The 16,875-nt window shown below is 72.1% G+C and carries 15 protein-coding genes and 1 tRNA gene; 11 read left to right on the forward strand and 5 right to left on the reverse strand.

Features of this window, described 5'->3' with window-relative positions; all coding sequences use genetic code 11:
• The first annotated feature begins 67 nt into the window (after positions 1–67).
• Together ACTMTF_RS20260 and ACTMTF_RS20265 are read left to right on the forward strand one after the other, a co-directional pair.
• Positions 68–847, forward strand: a complete 780-nt coding sequence (locus ACTMTF_RS20260) for an SURF1 family protein (protein WP_441112071.1) — start codon at positions 68–70, stop codon at positions 845–847.
• Between the two features lie 2 nt (positions 848–849).
• Entirely contained in the window at positions 850–1,173 is a 324-nt protein-coding gene (locus ACTMTF_RS20265; RefSeq protein ID WP_189138711.1) for a DUF3817 domain-containing protein, read from the forward strand.
• Positions 1,174–1,192: 19 nt separating this feature from the next.
• Here the strand turns inward: ACTMTF_RS20265 and ACTMTF_RS20270 are convergent, their stop codons facing one another.
• A complete protein-coding gene (locus tag ACTMTF_RS20270; RefSeq protein WP_441112072.1) occupies positions 1,193–1,387 on the reverse strand; it encodes a hypothetical protein in 195 nt (64 codons plus the stop codon).
• A gap of 105 nt (positions 1,388–1,492) precedes the next feature.
• The gene (locus tag ACTMTF_RS20275; RefSeq protein WP_441112073.1) at positions 1,493–2,569 is read right to left on the reverse strand and encodes a protein kinase domain-containing protein; all 1,077 of its coding nucleotides are present in this window, start codon (positions 2,567–2,569) and stop codon (positions 1,493–1,495) included.
• A 166-nt stretch (positions 2,570–2,735) separates the two neighbouring features.
• Between ACTMTF_RS20275 and ACTMTF_RS20280 the strand changes: the two genes are divergently transcribed.
• A complete protein-coding gene (locus ACTMTF_RS20280; protein ID WP_441112145.1) occupies positions 2,736–2,945 on the forward strand; it encodes a hypothetical protein in 210 nt (69 codons plus the stop codon).
• A 128-nt stretch (positions 2,946–3,073) separates the two neighbouring features.
• Here ACTMTF_RS20280 and ACTMTF_RS20285 read toward each other — a convergent pair whose 3' ends face one another.
• Complete coding sequence (locus ACTMTF_RS20285; protein WP_441112074.1) at positions 3,074–3,913, reverse strand: arylamine N-acetyltransferase family protein; 840 nt, start codon at positions 3,911–3,913, stop codon at positions 3,074–3,076.
• A 73-nt stretch (positions 3,914–3,986) separates the two neighbouring features.
• Here ACTMTF_RS20285 and ACTMTF_RS20290 point away from each other — a divergent pair, with 73 nt between their 5' ends.
• The 6 genes from ACTMTF_RS20290 (at position 3,987) to ACTMTF_RS20315 (ending at position 12,435) form a co-directional block, all read left to right on the forward strand.
• Positions 3,987–4,670 carry a response regulator transcription factor gene (locus ACTMTF_RS20290; RefSeq protein WP_441112075.1) on the forward strand — a complete coding sequence of 228 codons (684 nt, stop codon included), beginning with the start codon at positions 3,987–3,989 and terminating at the stop codon, positions 4,668–4,670.
• Positions 4,667–8,092 carry a DUF4153 domain-containing protein gene (locus tag ACTMTF_RS20295; RefSeq protein ID WP_441112076.1) on the forward strand — a complete coding sequence of 1,142 codons (3,426 nt, stop codon included), beginning with the start codon at positions 4,667–4,669 and terminating at the stop codon, positions 8,090–8,092. Before ACTMTF_RS20290 ends, ACTMTF_RS20295 begins: the two co-directional genes overlap by 4 nt.
• Before the next feature lie 8 nt (positions 8,093–8,100).
• Positions 8,101–9,633 carry an N-acyl-D-amino-acid deacylase family protein gene (locus ACTMTF_RS20300; RefSeq protein ID WP_441112077.1) on the forward strand — a complete coding sequence of 511 codons (1,533 nt, stop codon included), beginning with the start codon at positions 8,101–8,103 and terminating at the stop codon, positions 9,631–9,633.
• A 139-nt stretch (positions 9,634–9,772) separates the two neighbouring features.
• A complete protein-coding gene (locus tag ACTMTF_RS20305; RefSeq protein WP_441112078.1) occupies positions 9,773–10,840 on the forward strand; it encodes an alanine racemase in 1,068 nt (355 codons plus the stop codon).
• Between the two features lie 8 nt (positions 10,841–10,848).
• Positions 10,849–11,229, forward strand: a complete 381-nt coding sequence (locus tag ACTMTF_RS20310; RefSeq protein WP_441112079.1) for a Rid family detoxifying hydrolase — start codon at positions 10,849–10,851, stop codon at positions 11,227–11,229.
• 9 nt (positions 11,230–11,238) lie between these two features.
• Positions 11,239–12,435: a hypothetical protein gene (locus ACTMTF_RS20315; RefSeq protein ID WP_441112080.1), complete on the forward strand. Its 1,197-nt coding sequence runs from the start codon at positions 11,239–11,241 to the stop codon at positions 12,433–12,435.
• Positions 12,436–12,446: 11 nt separating this feature from the next.
• Here the strand turns inward: ACTMTF_RS20315 and ACTMTF_RS20320 are convergent, their stop codons facing one another.
• Positions 12,447–13,064: a LysE family translocator gene (locus tag ACTMTF_RS20320; protein WP_397008760.1), complete on the reverse strand. Its 618-nt coding sequence runs from the start codon at positions 13,062–13,064 to the stop codon at positions 12,447–12,449.
• A gap of 102 nt (positions 13,065–13,166) precedes the next feature.
• On the opposite strand from ACTMTF_RS20320, the gene ACTMTF_RS20325 reads away from it, so the two are divergent.
• The gene (locus ACTMTF_RS20325; RefSeq protein ID WP_441112081.1) at positions 13,167–15,905 is read left to right on the forward strand and encodes a helix-turn-helix transcriptional regulator; all 2,739 of its coding nucleotides are present in this window, start codon (positions 13,167–13,169) and stop codon (positions 15,903–15,905) included.
• On the opposite strand, the gene ACTMTF_RS20330 is transcribed toward ACTMTF_RS20325, so the two are convergent.
• The gene (locus tag ACTMTF_RS20330; RefSeq protein ID WP_397008764.1) at positions 15,906–16,283 is read right to left on the reverse strand and encodes a response regulator transcription factor; all 378 of its coding nucleotides are present in this window, start codon (positions 16,281–16,283) and stop codon (positions 15,906–15,908) included. It lies immediately after the preceding gene.
• 115 nt (positions 16,284–16,398) lie between these two features.
• Between ACTMTF_RS20330 and ACTMTF_RS20335 the strand changes: the two genes are divergently transcribed.
• Positions 16,399–16,470, forward strand: a tRNA-Arg gene (locus ACTMTF_RS20335).
• Positions 16,471–16,875 lie beyond the last annotated feature (405 nt).

The raw sequence follows: 16,875 nt of genomic DNA on the forward strand, positions 1-16,875 counted from the left end.
CGGTTTTGCGCGATCCGTGGGGTGGGCTGGTGACGGGACCGGTCCGGTGGGCGGATAGCTTTGACCCATGCTCAGGACCCTGTTGTCCCCTCGCCTTCTGGGGTTGCACCTGCTCACGATCGGGGTCGTGCTCGCGTTCATCTTTCTCGGACGCTGGCAGCTCGGCGTGTTCCAGGACTCCGGCAAGCCGCAGGCGATGACCGATCCCGAGCCGGTGAGCGTCACCACGCTCGCTCAGGTGGGCGCGCACATGCACAACGTCGCCGTGGGGCGCAAGGTCACCGCCGAGGGCGTCTACGACGCCGGACGCCAGCTCCTGGTCGCCGACCGGCCGCCCGACGTGGCGGCGCCGGGCGGCAACGTCTCACGCGGCGAGGGCTACTGGGTGCTCACCCCGCTCCGGCTCGACGACGGCACGCTGATGCCGGTCGTGCGCGGCTGGGTGGCGAAGGCCGACGACCCGGGCACCGCCGTCCCCGGCGGCCGGATCGCCGTGCAGGGGCGGCTGCGCCCGCCGCAGGGCACCGACGGGGTGCAGCGGCGACCGGAGGGCGTGCCCGCCGGCCAGGTGCAGACGGTCTCGACCGGTGAGCTGATCAACCTGTGGAGCGGGCAGAAGGTGCGCAACGGCTACGTCGTCGCCCAGCCGCCCTCGGGCTCACTGACGCAGGTCAAGGCGGCCCCGCCGATCGTGGGCGGCGAGCTGACGTGGCGTAACCTCGCCTACGCCGCCAACTGGTGGATCTTCGCCGGATTCGCCGTGTTCATGTGGTTCCACTTCGTACGTGACGCCGTACGAGCGGATCGGGACCGCGAACGGTCCCCCGAGATGGTTCTGGAAGGTTAACGGTGGAATCGGCTCTCAAGCCCTTCCGGGTGCTCGCGTACGTGGTCGGCGTGATGCTGCTCATCCTCTGCGTCGCCATGGTCATGCGCTACGGCTTCGGCAGCGCGGGCCTGTCGAAGACGATCGCGCCCATCCACGGCGGCCTCTACATGCTCTACCTGGTCGCGGTGATGAACCTGGGCATGAAGGCCCGCTGGTCGTGGCCGTACATGCTGGGCGTGATGCTCGGCGGCACGGTGCCGTTCCTGTCGTTCTTCGTCGAGCGCAAGGTGCGCGAGCGGGTGGCCGGACAGAGCGCGGCCGGACAGAGCACGGCGGAGGCCTGAGGGCCCCCGCCGCGCCGGGTCAACGGCCGATGCCGCGCTTGCGGGATCGCTTGAGCCGCTCGCGCTGCGACGGGTCGAGCATCAGGTAGCCGACCACCGGTGCGGCGACCACGCCGAGGATGACGAGCAGAGTCACGAACCCGGGCCCAAAGAAAATCAGCGAGAGCAGAACAGCGGCGCCTGCGCCGATGGCGTACTTCTGGACTGGTGACATCCTCAACTTCCTCCGAACGCGGAGCGCGCGCCCCGCCTCTCCCACATTGTGCGTCGTCCTGCCAACGAGTGGGCCCCCTGCCTTGGTTCCTGGTCACGATGTATCTCAACCGTTGTGCTCCAGCACCCCCATGAGCCTGCGGCGCAGCACGTCAGCGGCCGGACGCCGGCCCGGCTCGCCCGACAGCAGGTCGAACAGCACCGGAGCGAGCGCCCCCGCCCTGCTGAGCGGCGCGCCGGGGGCGGGCGGCCGCCCCTGCACGGCCGCGAACAGCGTCGCGCCGAGCGACCACAGATCCGCCGCCGGGCTCCCGGCGCCCTCGGGCGGCGTGAAGGCGGGCAACTGGGCCGGCGCCAGGCGGGGGACCAGCGTGGCGTGCCCCCACTCGTTGATCAGGACGCTGCCCGGCTGCACGCCGCCGTGGTGCTCGCCGCGCGCGTGCGAGTCGGCGAGCTGATCGAGCACGGCCAGCCCGATCGCGGCCACCTCGGGGGGCGGCATCGGCCCACCGGCCGCGACGACCTGATCGAGGGAGCGGTCCATGGCCAGCCGGCGCAGCGTCTCGGCCACCGTCCGCACCGGCGGCGTGTCCGTGGGGCGCAGCATGGCCCTGATGAGCGAGCGCAGCGGCTCGGTGCCCTCCGCCGGAGCCTGGCCAGGCGGGCGTCCCTCGACCGCGAAGTGCAGTGTGGCGGCCAGCGACCACATGTCCGCAGTCGGCCGCATACCCAGCGCGGGCAGCCCGAACCCGGTCAGCAACGCCCTTCCGGTGCTGGTGAGCAGCACGTTGCCCGGATTCACCCGGCCGTGCACGATCCCGGCCGCGTGCGCGGCCTCCAGCGCCGACAGCAGGTGCACGCCCACCCGCGCCGCCTGCAGGACCGGCAGCGGGCGTCGCGCCCGCACGCTCTGCTCCAGCGACGATCCCGAGACGAACTCCATGACCAGCCACGCCTCGCCGCCCTCGACGGGCACGTCGAGCAGCGGCACCATGCAGGCGTGCGACAGCCCGGTGGCGCGCCGCGCCTCCGCCACCGCCGGCTCCCGCGACTCCACGGGGACGCGCAGCCTCCTGACCACGACGTCACGATGCTCCTGCTCGTCGAAGGCCAGCAGGAGCTCACCGCCGCCCAGGGGATTGAGCAGGCGATAACGTCCGGCGAGCTTTCCTGTCTCTCCCATCAGAGCCTTCCGAGGGGGCCGTCGCCTTGGGTCGACGGGAGGATCGGGAGCCGGAGGGGCGCCAAGGCCCGAGCGTGCGGTGACCTGTCTGGCCTGCGCATCAGGGGTCTCCGTTCGTTGTGCATGAGATGTGCGGCATTGCGATAATGATCGTGTGACTCGTCAAGTGCGCACCTCCCCCGGTGTGGCCTATGGCCTCGGGTACCACGTCGTGTGGTGCCCGGAGTACCGCCTTGAGGAGTTGATCGGCGCCCAGGCCGACGAGCACGGCACGCTGCGGTCACGATCCTCCTTCGTGGCCACGGTCGGCGCGGTGTCCGCCGAGACGGTGCGGCGTTACATCGAGACGCAGTGCGAGCGGGCCCCCAAGGCGTGAAGCTGCGCAAGTGGCTTGACGAGAAGTCGCTCCCGTCAGGGAGTGGAGGAGTCACAGCGAGGTGCACGATAGCGTCACGCCTCCGGACATGGCCATGGCCAGCTTTCACCAATGACGGTCTACCCGTGTCAGGCGCTCGTCAGCCACGTCTCGTGCGCCGAGTGGACCTTGCGCCACAATTTGTCCCTGTCCTCGGCCTCGACGTCGTCGAGCGGCAGGTTGAAGATGTCGTCGAGTGCCGCGTAGAAGTCGCCGGCCGTGTCCAGCGTGATGGCGTCCGCCCAGGTCCCGACCCGTGACAGCCTCAGCCCGCGCAGACTGTCCACCCCCTTGGCGTCCCTTCTCTGCACGCTCAGCACCCGGACGAACCCGGACGTCGGCGACGTGCTCAGGTGCTCATGCATGGCCGTGAAGGCCGACATGTCCGCAGGCGCGAGCCCGAAGTCCATGCCGGCGAACGAGCCGCTCGGGTCATGGTCGAACCGCCAGCCACCGGGCGCCACCTCCGACGGGCGCAGGCAGTACGTGAAAGGGCCCTGCACGTAGGAGCCCGCGACCAGCGGGAGCGGCTCGTGCAGCGCGTCGCCGAGCCCGACGTCGACCAGCCACTCGCCGCCCGGATTGGCCTCGTCCGGCAGGCCGCGCACGGTCAGCACCAGGTGGTTGGCGGTGACGCCGGGCTCGGCGCCCCGAGTCTGGACGCCGCCCACATGCCTGGTGACCTGGTAGCCGAGGGCCGTGGCGAGCGCGGAGAACGCGCCGTTCAGGTGGTAGCAGTAGCCGCCGCGGCCGCCGATGATGCGGGCCGCCGACTCCAGCGGGTCGACCGTGGTGGGCCGATCCAGCCAGATCTGCAAGGCCTCGTAGGCGACGCGCTCCACATGGGCGGCGTGCAGCGCCCGGAGTCCGGCCGCTGATGGGGCAGCCTGCGCGAGGCCCAGGCGTCGAAGGTAACCCGCGGTGTCCACCCGCCCAAGTCTGCACCGGATGTGCACGAATTGGGGAGTGCCGTCTGCACGGGCCACTCCTAGGCTTTCGAGCGTGACAGAGCAGCGACGCATCCTCGTGGTCGAAGACGACGCCACCATCGCGCTGGCCGTGCGCGACAGGCTGGCCGCCGAGGGGTTCGACGTCCGGGTGGCCGCCGACGGGCAAACCGCCCTGGTCGAGTACGGCAAGGCGGAGCCCGACCTGGTCATCCTCGACCGGCTGCTGCCGGTGCTCGACGGGCTGGAGGTGTGCCGCAGGATGCAGGCGGCCCGGCCGGTGCCCGTGCTGATGCTGACGGCCCTGGGGGAGGAGACCGACGTGCTGGTCGGGCTCGGGGTCGGCGCCGACGACTACCTCGCCAAGCCGTTCAGCATGCGGGAGCTGGTCGCCCGGATCCACGCGCTGCTGCGCCGGGTCGAGCGGGCCGGTCAGCTCGTCGCCGAGGACACCGTGATCAGGGTGGGCGAGGTGGAGATCGACACCGCCGCCCGCAGGGTGTTCGTGCGCGGCGCCGAGGCCCAGCTCACCAGGACCGAGTTCGACCTGTTGCGCCGCCTGGCCGAGCGGCCCGGCCAGGTGTTCGAGCGCGAGCGGCTGCTGTCGGACGTGTGGGGCTTCTCCGAGGCCGCCGCCACGAGGACCGTCGACAGCCACGTACGGGCGCTGCGCCGCAAGCTCGGCCCCGACGTGGTGCGAACCGTGCACGGTGTCGGCTACGCCCTGGTGCGCCGATGAGGCCGCTCGACTTCCTCGGCCGGATCAAGGTCAAGCTCGGCCTGGTCATCGTGCTGGCCGTGGCGACCGCGTTCGTCGTCAACGAGGTCGGCATCAACTCCGGGCTCTCGCGCGAGGTCCGGATCGCGGTGGCCGTGGCGCTCGCCCTGATCATGGTGCAGCTGCTCGCCGCCGGCATGACCAAGCCGCTGCGCGAGATGGCCAGGGCCGCCCAGACCATCGCCAAGGGCCGCTACACCCTGCGCGTCCGGGCCACCTCGCGCGACGAGGTCGGCGAGCTGGCCAGGGCGTTCAACGCGATGGCCGACGACCTCGGCGCGGTCGACAGGCAGCGGCGCGAGCTCGTCGCCAACGTCAGCCACGAGCTCCGCACGCCCATCACCGGCCTGCGCGCCGTGCTGGAGAACGTCGTCGACGGCGTGTCCGCGCCCGACCCGGCCACCATGCGCACCGCGCTCGCCCAGACCGAGCGGCTCGGCCGGTTGGTCGCCCAGCTGCTGGACCTGTCCCGGCTGGACTCGGGCGCGCGGCTCATCGAGCCGGAGCCGGTCGAGCTCGCGCCACTGGTGGAACAGGCGGTGGCGGAGGCGTCGCTGGCGCGCGAGGACGTCCGGCTGCTGCCCCGGACCACTGGCGGGCTCGGCGTGCGCGCCGACCCCGACCTGCTGGCCCAGGTCCTGGCCAACCTGCTCGACAACGCCGTACGGCACAGCCCGGCAGGCGGCACGGTCACCGTGACCGCCACCGGGGAAGGCGCCGGGATCCGGCTCGTGGTCGCGGACCTGGGGCCGGGCATCCCCGAGGCGGCCAGGGGGCGGGTGTTCGAGCGCTTCTCCCGGCTGGACGCGGGCCGCGCCGCCGACGCCGGGGGCGCCGGGCTGGGGCTGGCCATCGTGAAGGAGATCGTCGAACTGCACGGCGGTTCGATCCGCATCGACGACTGCGCGGGATGCCGCATGATCATCGACTTACCAGGGAGGACCACGATGGCCGACGCGCCACGGGAGCCGGAGCTGGCGACGGGGGAGCAGACGACGGTCCGGGACGAAGCTCCCGTACCGACTCCGCAGACGGCCCCGCAGACGGCTCCACAGACGATGGCTCAGCCGGAGGACGGCCGGGACCCGGTTGAAGGGGACCTGGCGGGAGCCGTGCCTGGCCGAACCGAGCGCGCCGGCTCGGTCGAAGTCGAAGGCGGGTCGGTTGCGGTCGAAGGTCGTCCGGTTGCGGCCATGGGCTGGCCGGTCGACGCCGAAGGCCGGTTGGTCGTGGCCGGGAGTCGGTCGGGCGAGGGGGAGAGTCGATCGCTTGCGGCGGACGGGGAGCCGGTGGCGGTAGGAGGTCGGTCGGGCGAGAGTGGAGGCCGGTCGGTCGTGACCGGAGGGGCGCCGGCCGAGGGTGAGGGGTCGTCCGCCGAGGGCTCAAGGGGCCGGGGTGAGGACGGGGCTCCGGCCACCGCCGGAGCCGCCGTCGCGCGTCAGGACGCGCCCGCCGTTCCGGCCCAGGACCCCGCCGCCGATCCACGGGCGCTGCGGCCGGGCGTCCCGGCGCAGGTCCGGGGGGCGGGTGAGTCGTCCCGCGAGCGGCTGGCGAAGATGGCGGTGGGGGTCGTCGTCGGGGTGATGGTCGGCTTCCTGATCGGGATGTTCGCGGCCGTGTTCGCCAGCTTGATGCTGGGGGACAGTTTCGCGTTCGTCACGCTCGTCCTGTGCACCGCGACCTTCGGTGCCATCGGGGCGTCCCTGGGCGCCGGCTCAGGCCGCCGAGGCGCCTACGCGGCAGCCACCGCGCCGCGCACGCCGCCCGCGTCGTCCACGCCTGAGTCGGCGACCGCGTCGTCCGCCGCGTCGGCGTCGTCGGCGTCGTCCGCGCTGTCCGCGTCGTCCGCGTCCTCGCCGTACCAGCGTCAGGAGCCCTTGGCGGGGCAGCCGCACGGCGCGCAACCTCCTCCTCCCGCGTACGTCCCGCCGCCGCTGTTCCCCCGGCCGGAGCTGCCGGAGACGCCGCGCTGGCTGCTGCCGGCGGCGGCGGGAGCGGGCGTGTTCGCGGCGGTGGCGCTGCCCGACGCGCAGGTGGGGCTCGGCATCGTGCTGGTGTCGATGGTGCTGGGAGCCGCGGCGCTGCCCGCGGTGCTGCGGCGGATGACGCCGTGGACGGTGGCGTACGGGCTGGTGGCGTACGTGCTGATCGCGATGGCCGCCATCAGGGACGCCGACTGGCTGGTGACGTTCCTGCTCCTCGCGGGGGCGGCCCTGGTCGCGCTGGCCGTGTCGGGAGCCGGGCGCGGCTGGCTGGGCGTGATCAGGGGCGGCGCCTCGGTGCTGCTGGCGCTCGGGCCCGTGCCCTGGTTCCTGGCCAGGCCGCTGAAGAACCTGCGGGCGAAGGGCGGCATCGTGTCCACGCTCGCCGCGCTGGGCATCACGGCCGTGCTGCTGGTGGTGTTCGGGCTGTTGTTCGCCTCGGCGGACGCGGTGTTCGCGAGCTATGTGGAGCGGCTGACGACCACGCCCGCCTGGGCCGAGTCCCTGCCGTTGCGGATCTTCGTGTTCGTGGTGTTCGCGGCGCTGCTGGCCGCCGTGGTGCTGGTCGCGCTGCGGCCCGTCGTCGACCCGGTGGCGCCGGAGATCAAGGTCGGCGTGCGCAGGACCGTCTGGCTGCTGCCGCTCACCGCGGTGAACCTGCTGTTCGCGGTCTTCGTCATGGTCCAGCTGACCGTGCTGTTCGGCGGTGACGCCCTGGTGCTGAAGACGGCGGGGCTGACCTACGCCGAGTACGCCAGGCAGGGCTTCTTCCAGCTCGTCGCGGTCAGCGTGATCGTGCTCGGCATCGTGGCGGTGGCGGCGAGCGTGCTGAAGACCGAGCGGCGGGAGCGCTGGCTGCTGTCCGGGCTGCTCGGCGTGCTGTGCGGGCTCACCCTCGTGGTGCTGTTCTCCGCGCTGCACCGGCTGGGCCTCTACACCGACGCGTACGGCCTGTCCCGGCTGCGCCTGTCGGTGCAGGCCACGATCTGGTGGTTGTTCGCGCTGTTCGCGCTGGTGCTGATCGCCGGCGGGGTGCGGCTGGCCGGGCGGGGGGCCGGCTGGCTGCCGCGCACGATCGTCCTGGTCACCGCGCTCGGCCTGGCCGCCTTCGCCGTCGTCAACCCGGACCTGCGGGTGGCCGAGTCGCAGGTCGAGGCGCGCGGGGGGCAGACATTCGACACCGACTACCTGGGTGATCTGGGCGCCGAGGCCGTCCCGGCGCTGGACCGGCTGCCGGAGCCGCTGCGCAGCTGCGTGCTCTCCGACGTGGCCGCGGCCAACGACTTGGGCGGGCCCGATCCGTGGAACGGCTGGAACCTGGCCAGGGCCGAGGCCCGCGCCCTGCTGGCCGAGCGTCCCATCCTCCCGGCGCGCTCCTGCGCGGCCCGTTCTGGTGATTGAATCCGTAGGTGACGTTCGACGTAGTCATCAGCGGTGGCCGGGTGCTCGACGGCACGGGCGCGCCTCCGTACCGGGCCGACGTGGCGATCTCCGGCGACAGGATCGCGGCGGTGGGCCGCCTCGAAGGGGCACGGGCCGGGTCGATGATCGACGCAGGTGGGCGGCTGGTGGCGCCGGGGTTCGTCGACGCCCACGCGCACGGTGACGCGGCGGTCTTCGACCCCGGCGTGCAGCTCGCGGCGCTGCGGCAGGGCGTGACGACGATGGTGCTCGGCCAGGACGGGCTGTCGTTCGCCCCCGGCTCCGCCGAGACCTTCGCCTACGTCTCCCGCTACTTCGCCGCCGTCAACGGGCCGCCCATGACGGAAGGCCCGCTCACGGTGGCGGAGCTGCTCGACGGCTACGACCGCTCGGTGGCGGTCAACACCGCCTACCTGCTGCCGCACGGCACGATCCGCTACGACGTCATGGGCCCCTCACCCCGCCACGCCGCCCGGGACGACCTGGACCTGATGCTGGCCCACGTGGAGCGCGGCCTGGCCGAGGGCGCCTGCGGCCTGTCCACCGGCCTGGAGTACCTGCCGGGCCGCTACGCCACCGCCGACGAGCTGGCCGAGCTCTGCCGCCCGCTCGGCGGCCTGCCGTACGTCACCCACATGCGGGCCTACGGTTCCAGGGCGCCCGTGGGCATGGCGGAGGTCGTGCGGATCGCCGAGCTGTCCGGCGCCGCCGTGCACGTCTCACACCTGCACGGCCCGGCCGACGTGCTGCTGCCGCGGCTGGACGAGGCACTCGGCCAGGGCGTCGACCTGACCTTCGACACCTACCCCTACCTGCGCAGCAGCACGATCCTGGCGATGATGGCGCTGCCGCCCGAGGTGCCGGGCGCCGAGACGGACCGCGCCCTGGAGATGATCGCCTCGTCCGAGCTCGACGCCTGGTGGCCGGAGCTGGCCGGGACCTGGCCGCGCCTGACCATCGCGCACGCCCCCGGCCTGGAGTGGGCGGAGGGCCTGACCATGGTCGCCGCCGCCGGACGGGCCGGGGTGGAGCCGGCCGAGTTCTGCCGGCGCCTGCTCATCGAGACGCGGCTGGAGGCGGGCTGCGTGGAGGCTCGCCCCGACGAGGGCCCGGCAGGCGAGGAGTCCGTACGCCGCGTCCTGCGGCATCCGTCGCACATCGGCGGCTCCGACGGCATCTTCGTGGGCGGCCACCCGCACCCTCGGGCGTTCGGGGCCTTCGCCCGCTTCCTCGGCCGGCATGTGCGCGAGCTCGGTGACTGGACGTGGGAGCAGGCCGTGGTGCACCTGGCCTCGCATCCGGCCAGGCGGTTCGGGCTGGCGGACCGGGGGTTGCTGCGAGCCGGGTTCGCCGCCGACGTGGTGGTGTTCGACCCGCTGACGGTGGGCGACCAGGCCACCTACGACACGCCGCGCACGCCGGCCCGCGGGGTGGACGACGTGCTGGTGGCCGGCCGGCCGGTGCTGGCGGCCGGCGAGCTGACCGGCGCGACCCCCGGCCGAGCCCTTCGCCCGCGCTGACCGTACAAGATCTTCAAGACAGGCCCGGACAAGATCTTCAAGACAGGCCCGTACAAGATCTTCAAGACAGGCCCGGACAAGATCTTCAAGACAGGCCCGGACAAGATCTTCGGGATAGGCTCGGCAGAGGGGGTGGGTCGTGCCGGAAGGGTCTGTGCTGGAAGGGGAGCTCGGTTTCCCGTTGATGGTGGTGCACCGGGACGCGCTGGAGCACAACATCGCGACCATGGCCGCGTTCGCCCGCGACCATGGGCTGGAGCTGGCCCCGCACGCCAAGACGCACCTGTCGCCGGAGATCGCCGAGCGGCAGCTGCGGGCGGGGGCCTGGGGGCTGACCGTGGCCACGTCGCGGCAGGCGATGACCGTGCGCGGGTTCGGGGTGAGCCGGATCATGGTGGCCAACCAGGTCGTGGACGCGGCGGGGCTGCGGTGGGCGGCGGCGGAGCTGGAGCGCGATCCGGACTTCGAGCTCCTGTCGTTCGCGGACTCGGTGGCCGGGGTGGACATCCTGGCCCGGCACGCCGGCTCGCGGCCGTTCAGGGTGCTGGCCGAGCTGGGGCACGCCGGTGGCAGGGCCGGCTGCCGGACACTGGACGAGCTGCTCGCGGTGGCCCGGCACGCGCAGGAGACCGACGGGATCGAGCTGGCGGGGGTGGCCGGGTACGAAGGGGCGCTCAAAACAGCGGGAGAGGTCCGGAAATATCTGGACTCGTTGCAGGAGGCCGTCGAGCACCTGCGGGTCCGTACCCCGATCCTGAGCGTCGGCGGCAGCCAGTGGTTCGACGTGATCGGCCGCCACCTCGTCGCCACCCAGGCCAGGATCCTGCTGCGCAGCGGCGCGTACGTCACCCACGACGACGGCTACTACCGCGAACGCACCCCCTTCAACCGCGTCGACGGCGAGCTGCGGCCCGCGCTGGAGGTGTGGGCGCAGGTGCTGTCCACCCCCGAGCCCGGCCTCGCGGTCGTCGGCATGGGCAAGCGCGACGCCCCCTACGACGAGGGCCTGCCCATCCCCAGACGCGGCGACGTCACCGTCGTCGCCATGCAGGACCAGCACACGATCGTGCGCGCCGACGGTCTCGCACCGGGTGACCTGCTGGCTTTCGGCATCTCCCACCCGTGCACCGCTTTCGACAAGTGGCGGTCCCTTCCCCTGATCGACTGGAATTATCGGGTCGTCGGCACCATAACCACCCACTTCTAGGAGCAGCCATGAAGAAGGAGCTCAAAACCGCTGACGCGGCGGCCCCGATCGGCCCCTACTCGCAGGGACTCGTCGTCGGCGACTTCGTCTACACCTCCGGCATGGGCCCGCTCGACCCGCAGACCGGCGAACTCGTCGGCACCGACGTGGCCACCCAGACCCACCAGGTCATGCGCAACCTCGGCGCCGTCCTCGCCGCCCACGGCCTCGGCTTCGACGACGTGATCAAGGCCACCGTCCACCTGCAGCACGTCAAGCGCGACTTCGCCGCCTACAACGAGGCATACAAGACGTACTTCACCGCGCCGTACCCCGTCCGCACCACGGTCGGCTCCGAACTGCTGGACATCCTGGTGGAGATCGACTTCGTCGCTCACAAGAGCGCGTAAAGTCGCTTCGTGGACAGTTCGGTGTACGTCTTCGTCGAGGACCTGCGCGGTGAGGGCGTCGAGCGGGTGCTCGACAGGATCAGCGCGTACGGCGTGCGCGGCGTCACCATCGGCGCCGTCCACCACGCCGCCCGCGACATCACCCCGCACGGGCTGTCCAAGCTGACCATCCGCCGCGACGGAGCGCACTTCCCCCCGCCGCCCGACCTGTTCTCCGGCCGGCGGCTCAAGCCGACGGCCGGACACCAGGACGCCCTCGACGGCCTGCGCGAGGCCTGCACCAGGCGGGGCCTGACGCTGCACGGCTGGACCGTCTTCCTGCGCAACGCCACCATCGGCGCCGCGCACCCCGACGTGACTGTACGCGACTGCTTCGGCGATCGCGGCTCCCCGTCCGACCTGTGCCCCGCGCACCCCGACGTGCGCGAGTACGCCGTCGCGCTGGCCCGGGCCGTCGCCCGGCTCGGCGTCGACAGCGTGGTCGCCGAGTCGCTGCACTTCAGGCCGCTCAAGCCGGAGCGCTCGTTCGTGCCGCTCGGGCCGATGGACACCTACCTGTTCGGCCTGTGCTTCTGCGACTACTGCATGCGCCGGGCCACCGACCTGGGCGTCGACGCCGCGGTGGCGCGCGAGGAGTGCGCCCGGATCGTCGGCGGCGTGCTCGACGGCGACACGCCCGCGCAGGGCGAGGTGACCAGGGCGGCGCTGACCGCCTACGCCGGCCCCGACGTCGTCGCCTACGCCCGCGCCCGCTCCGAGACGGTCACCACCCTCGTCTCCGAGGTCGCCTCCGCCGTCGCCGCCGAGGGCTCCAAATTGGTCTTCATCGACTCCACCGGTGGCGTCAAGGGCTACCGCGACGGCCTGCCGTCGCCCGGCCTGGCCGCGCACGACGCCTGGCAACTCGGCGTGGACCTGGTGGCGCTCGGCGACCTGGTGCCCGCCTTCGGTGTGCTCGCCTATGCTCGCGACGCCGCCCGGGTGGCCGACGACGTCGGCGCCTACCTGCGGTCGGTGGGCAAGGACCGGGAGGTGCGTGCCGTGCTGCGGCCGGGGCACCCTGACAGCGACTCCGCCGATCGGCTCGTGGCCAAGGCCCGGGGGGCGAAGGCGGCGGGGGCGATGGCGGTGGACTTCTACGCCTACGGCCTGGTGCCGCACCCGGTGCTCGACCGCATCCCGGCGACTCTGGCTGAGGCGCTCTGAGCCTGTACGGCTCATTTTCTCCCGGCGAACGCCGTGGCCACGCCCAGGCCCAGGTAGACGACTCCGCTGAAGTACCGCATCGTGGTGCCCTTCCGCTCCAGCCGGCCGCTGAGCGCACCGGCCGTGAACGCGTACACCATGTCCGACAGCAGCCCCAGGACGAGCAGGGTGGCGCCGAAGATCAGGATCTGCAGCGCGGGCGGCCCTGCCGACGGCTCCACGAACTGCGGCAGGAACGCCAGGAAGTACAGCGTCACCTTGGGGTTGAGCACGTTGACCAGGACGCCTTCGAGGAAGACCTTGCGCAGCGGCTGGGGCGGCGGCGCCTGCGTGGTGGTCTCCCCCTTGGCGGTGAAGGCGCGTACACCGAGGTAGACCAGGTAGGCGACGCCCGCCCACTTGACGATCGCGAACAGCGTCGCCGACCGCGAGATGACGTACGACAGCCCGGCGGCGGCCGCGGCGATGTGCACGAGCGTCCCGGCTTCCACGCCGAACGCGCTGGCCAGGCCGGCCGACCTGCCCTGGGCCAGGCCTCGGGCGGTGATGTAGAGGTGGTTCGGCCCGGGGATGAGCACCAGCGCGAGCGAGGCCGCGACGAAAAGGGCGAACGTGGTGGAGGAGATCACGAATGCCCAGCGTAGGCGCGCTTTGGTCCGCTTGGCAGGGCCAATCACGGCCATTGATTATGGACCAATGGGGATGTCGGCGGGGCGTGGCATAGTGACTGCGTGAACGGAACTCTCGTCGGGCGCTCGGTCGAGCTCGCTCGGCTCGCGCGGGTGCTCGAAGCGGCCGCCGCAGGCACGGCGGGGGTCGCGCTCGTCGGCGGTGACGCCGGCATCGGCAAGACCCGGCTGGTCACCGAGCTGGTCGCGGAGGCCCGCCGGCGCGGCTTCAACGTGCTGGTCGGCCAGTGCGCCGAGCTCGGCGACGCGCTGCCCTACCTCCCGCTGGCCGACGCGCTGCGCGGCGCGGAGCCGGGGGTGCGCGAGGCCGCCGCCGCCCATCCCATGCTCGGCCAGCTCCTGCCGGGCACGGAGAGCGCGCCGTCGGCCGGGCTCACCCAGCAGCGGCTGTTCGGCTCGCTGCTGGGGCTGCTGTCGGAGGTCCAGCCGGTGGTGTTCGTGATCGAGGACCTGCACTGGGCCGACCGTTCGACCCGTGACCTGCTGGTCTTCCTCAGCCGCATGGTGCAGACCGAGCGGGTGTGCGTGGTCGGCACCTACCGCACCGACGATCTCCACCGCCGCCACCCGCTGCGCTCGGTCCTCGCCGAGCTCAAGCGGCTGCCCAGCGTCACCCACGTTGAGCTGGGCCCGCTGGGCAGCGGCGACATGTCCGACTATGTCAGCACTTTGGGGCGAGTGGACGCCCGGGAGCTCGGCCTGATCGTCACCCGGGCCGAGGGCAACCCCTTCTACGCCGAAGAGCTGTTCGCCGCCGTGGCCGAGGGAGACACCCTCCCCGACGGTCTGACCAGCCTGCTCATGTCCAGGGTCGAGGTGCTGTCCCCGGCGGGCCAGCAGGTGCTGCGCGCCGCCGCCGTGGCCGGCCGCCGCGTCGAGGACGAGCTTCTGCGCGAGGTCTCCGGCCTGCCCCTGGCCGACTTCGAGGAGGCGGTGCGCGAGATCGTCTCGCGCGGCCTGCTGCGCGTCCAGGGCCACGGTTACGCCTTCCGCCACGCCCTCCTCCAGGAGGTCGTCTACACCGACCTGCTGCCGGGCGAGCGCACCCGCCTGCACGCCGACTTCGCCCGCCTGCTCACCGCGCCCGCCGAGCTCGCCCACCACCACCTGGCCAGCCACGACCTCGCCGGCGCGCTGGCCGCCTCCACGGAGGCGGGCCGCGTGGCCGAGCGCCTCGGCGCCCCCGCCGAGGCGCACAGCCACTACGACCAGGCGCTCAGCCTGTGGGACCGGGTCCCCGACGCTGCCGAGCTGGCCGGGGAGAGCCGCGTCGCGCTGGCCTTCCGCAGCGCCGTCATGGCCGCCGACAGCGGCGACAACCACCGCGCCGTCGCCGCCCTGCGCGCCCTGCCGCCCACCTCCGAAGTCAGCGAACGGCTGGCCTACTACCTGTTCGAGATGGACGACTTCGACGCCGCGGTCGCCGCCGCCGAGCACGCCGTGCAGACCGCCTTCGACCAGATCGCCCTGGCCAGAGCCCTGGCCACCTACGCCCGCACCCTCCTGTGGGGCCCCCGCCACGCCGAGGTGGAGGAGCTCGCGCACCGCGCGCTCGCCACCGCCCGCACCGCCGGAGCCAAGGACGCCGAGGTCGGCGCCCTGCTCACGCTGGCCACCTTCACCGAGATCCGGCACGACATGGCCGCCGCCCACGACCTCGTCGAGACCGCCTCCACCGAGAGCACCGGCGACCTGGCCATGGACCTGCGGGCCCGCTTCCACCACGCCCGCATCCACTACGAGCAGGGCCTGCTCGCCCAGGCGGCGGAGGTGGCCGACGAGGGCATCCGGCTCGCCGTCGAAAGCGGCCTCAAGTGGAGCACCTACGGCACCGACCTGCGCTTCCTGCGCTTCCTCATCCACTACGTGGCAGGGGAGTGGGACCAGGCCGAGTCGGTGGCCGGCAGCTTCGGCGCCCGCGTCGGCACCGTCCCCGAGGCCACCCTGTCGTCCTACGCCCTGTTCATCGAGGTCGCCCGCGGCCTGCCCGCCGTCGAGGACCGCCTCGCCTGGCTGCGCCCCTTCTGGAGCGACTCCCTGGTCGCCTACATCTCCCGCGGCCTCGCCGCTGAGCACGCCCTCTGGCAGGGCGACCCGGCCACCGCCCTCGACCACATCCACGCCACCCTCGCCACCCTCGACCCCGGCGAGTCCGGCACCATCCGCATCGCCGCCATCGGCCTGTGGGCCATGGCCGACCTCGGCATCACCGAAGGCGCCGAGGACCTGCTGTCCCGCGCCCGCTTCTCCGTCACCACCGGCCCCGTCGGCGAGGGTGGCCAGCTGGGCCCCGAAGGCCAGGCCTGGGCGCTGCGCCTGGAGGCGGAGTGGCATCGCGTCCACGGCCGCCTGGACGTCGACCTGTGGCGCGAGGTCGTCACGGCCTTCTCTTACGGCTTCATCTACGAGGAGGCGAGAGCCCGCTGGCGCCTCGCGGAGGCTCTGCTGGCCAGCGGCGACCGGCCGGCCGCACAGGCCGAATGGGAGCTCGCCAGAGAGCAGGCCGGCAAGCTACGAGCCGCCCCCCTCGAAGCCGCCCTGGCCGAATTCGGGAGAAGAGCCCGATTCGGTCCCGGCGACGCGGAAGGCGGCCTCACGGCCAGAGAGACAGAGGTCCTGCGACTCGTAGCCGAAGGCCTGACCAACCGGGCGATCGCCGCACAGCTGTTCATCGCCCCCAAGACGGTGAGCGTGCACGTGTCCAACATCCTCGCCAAACTGGACGTCTCCACCCGCACCGAGGCAGCCGCAGCCGCCCGCAAACACGGCCTGCTCGCCTGACTATCGGCCTGCCAACTCCCGAACCACCTGGATCAGCTCCGCCGGATCGAAGGGCTTGGTCAGATAGGCGTCGACGCCGATGCTCCGCCCCCGCCTCTTGTCGTCGTCCTGGGCCCGCGCGGTGATCAGCACCAGCTTGATGTGACTCGTCGCCTCCCCGCTGCGTAGCTGCTGCGCGGTCGCCCACCCGTCGAGGCACGGCATCATCACGTCCAGCGTGATCACATCCGGCATCACATCGAGCACCTGGTCAAGGCAGTCCTGCCCATCGGTGGCGGTCGTCACCTCGAACCCCTCAAGGTTGAGATTGACCGCGATGAGCTGACGAATGACCTCGTCATCGTCTACGACCAGTACTTTCCCAAGAACCTCACCCACGGCGGCAAAGCTACCTGTAGCAGGGCGGTCACGTGCGGTCTTCGCGGGATGTGTTCGCGGACCTTTATCTGGTGCCGAGTGGGGTCGGGATGCTGGTAGCCTTGTCACACGTTGAGCCCCCTTAGCTCAGGGGATAGAGCACCGGCCTCCGGAGCCGGGTGCGTAGGTTCGAATCCTACAGGGGGCACTCGACCTTGGTCAGCGGCTCCGGCCGCTGACCAGGGCAAACATCGCAGGTACGGGCGGGCCTCCAGTCTCACGGAGCCCCGCCCGTTCTCGTTGACGCTCGCGAGTTGTGGACCATGATCGAGCTTCCACCTCAGCTTCGACGGCGGATGTGAGCGCTGGAGCTCACAGATCAGCGTCTCCACCGCCGGTGGGTGGGGAACACCACGACGCAGGCGATGAGGGCAGTACTCGGCCGTAGCCCGCGCCACGGCACCATCCGCGCCCAGAGCCGGGCGGCTCGAAGCGCGAGCCCCTGACTCGATGCCCGATTCGCCATCTTCGCCCACCTTTCGCCAGGCGTTTGCGGCAAACGTCTGGTTCGTTGTGCTCAATGTCAAGCATTTGCACCGCGATTCAAGCAACT

The sequence above is a fragment of the Nonomuraea sp. ZG12 genome (genome assembly GCF_052068115.1).
In the GTDB taxonomy this organism is placed as follows: Bacteria; Actinomycetota; Actinomycetes; order Streptosporangiales; family Streptosporangiaceae; genus Nonomuraea.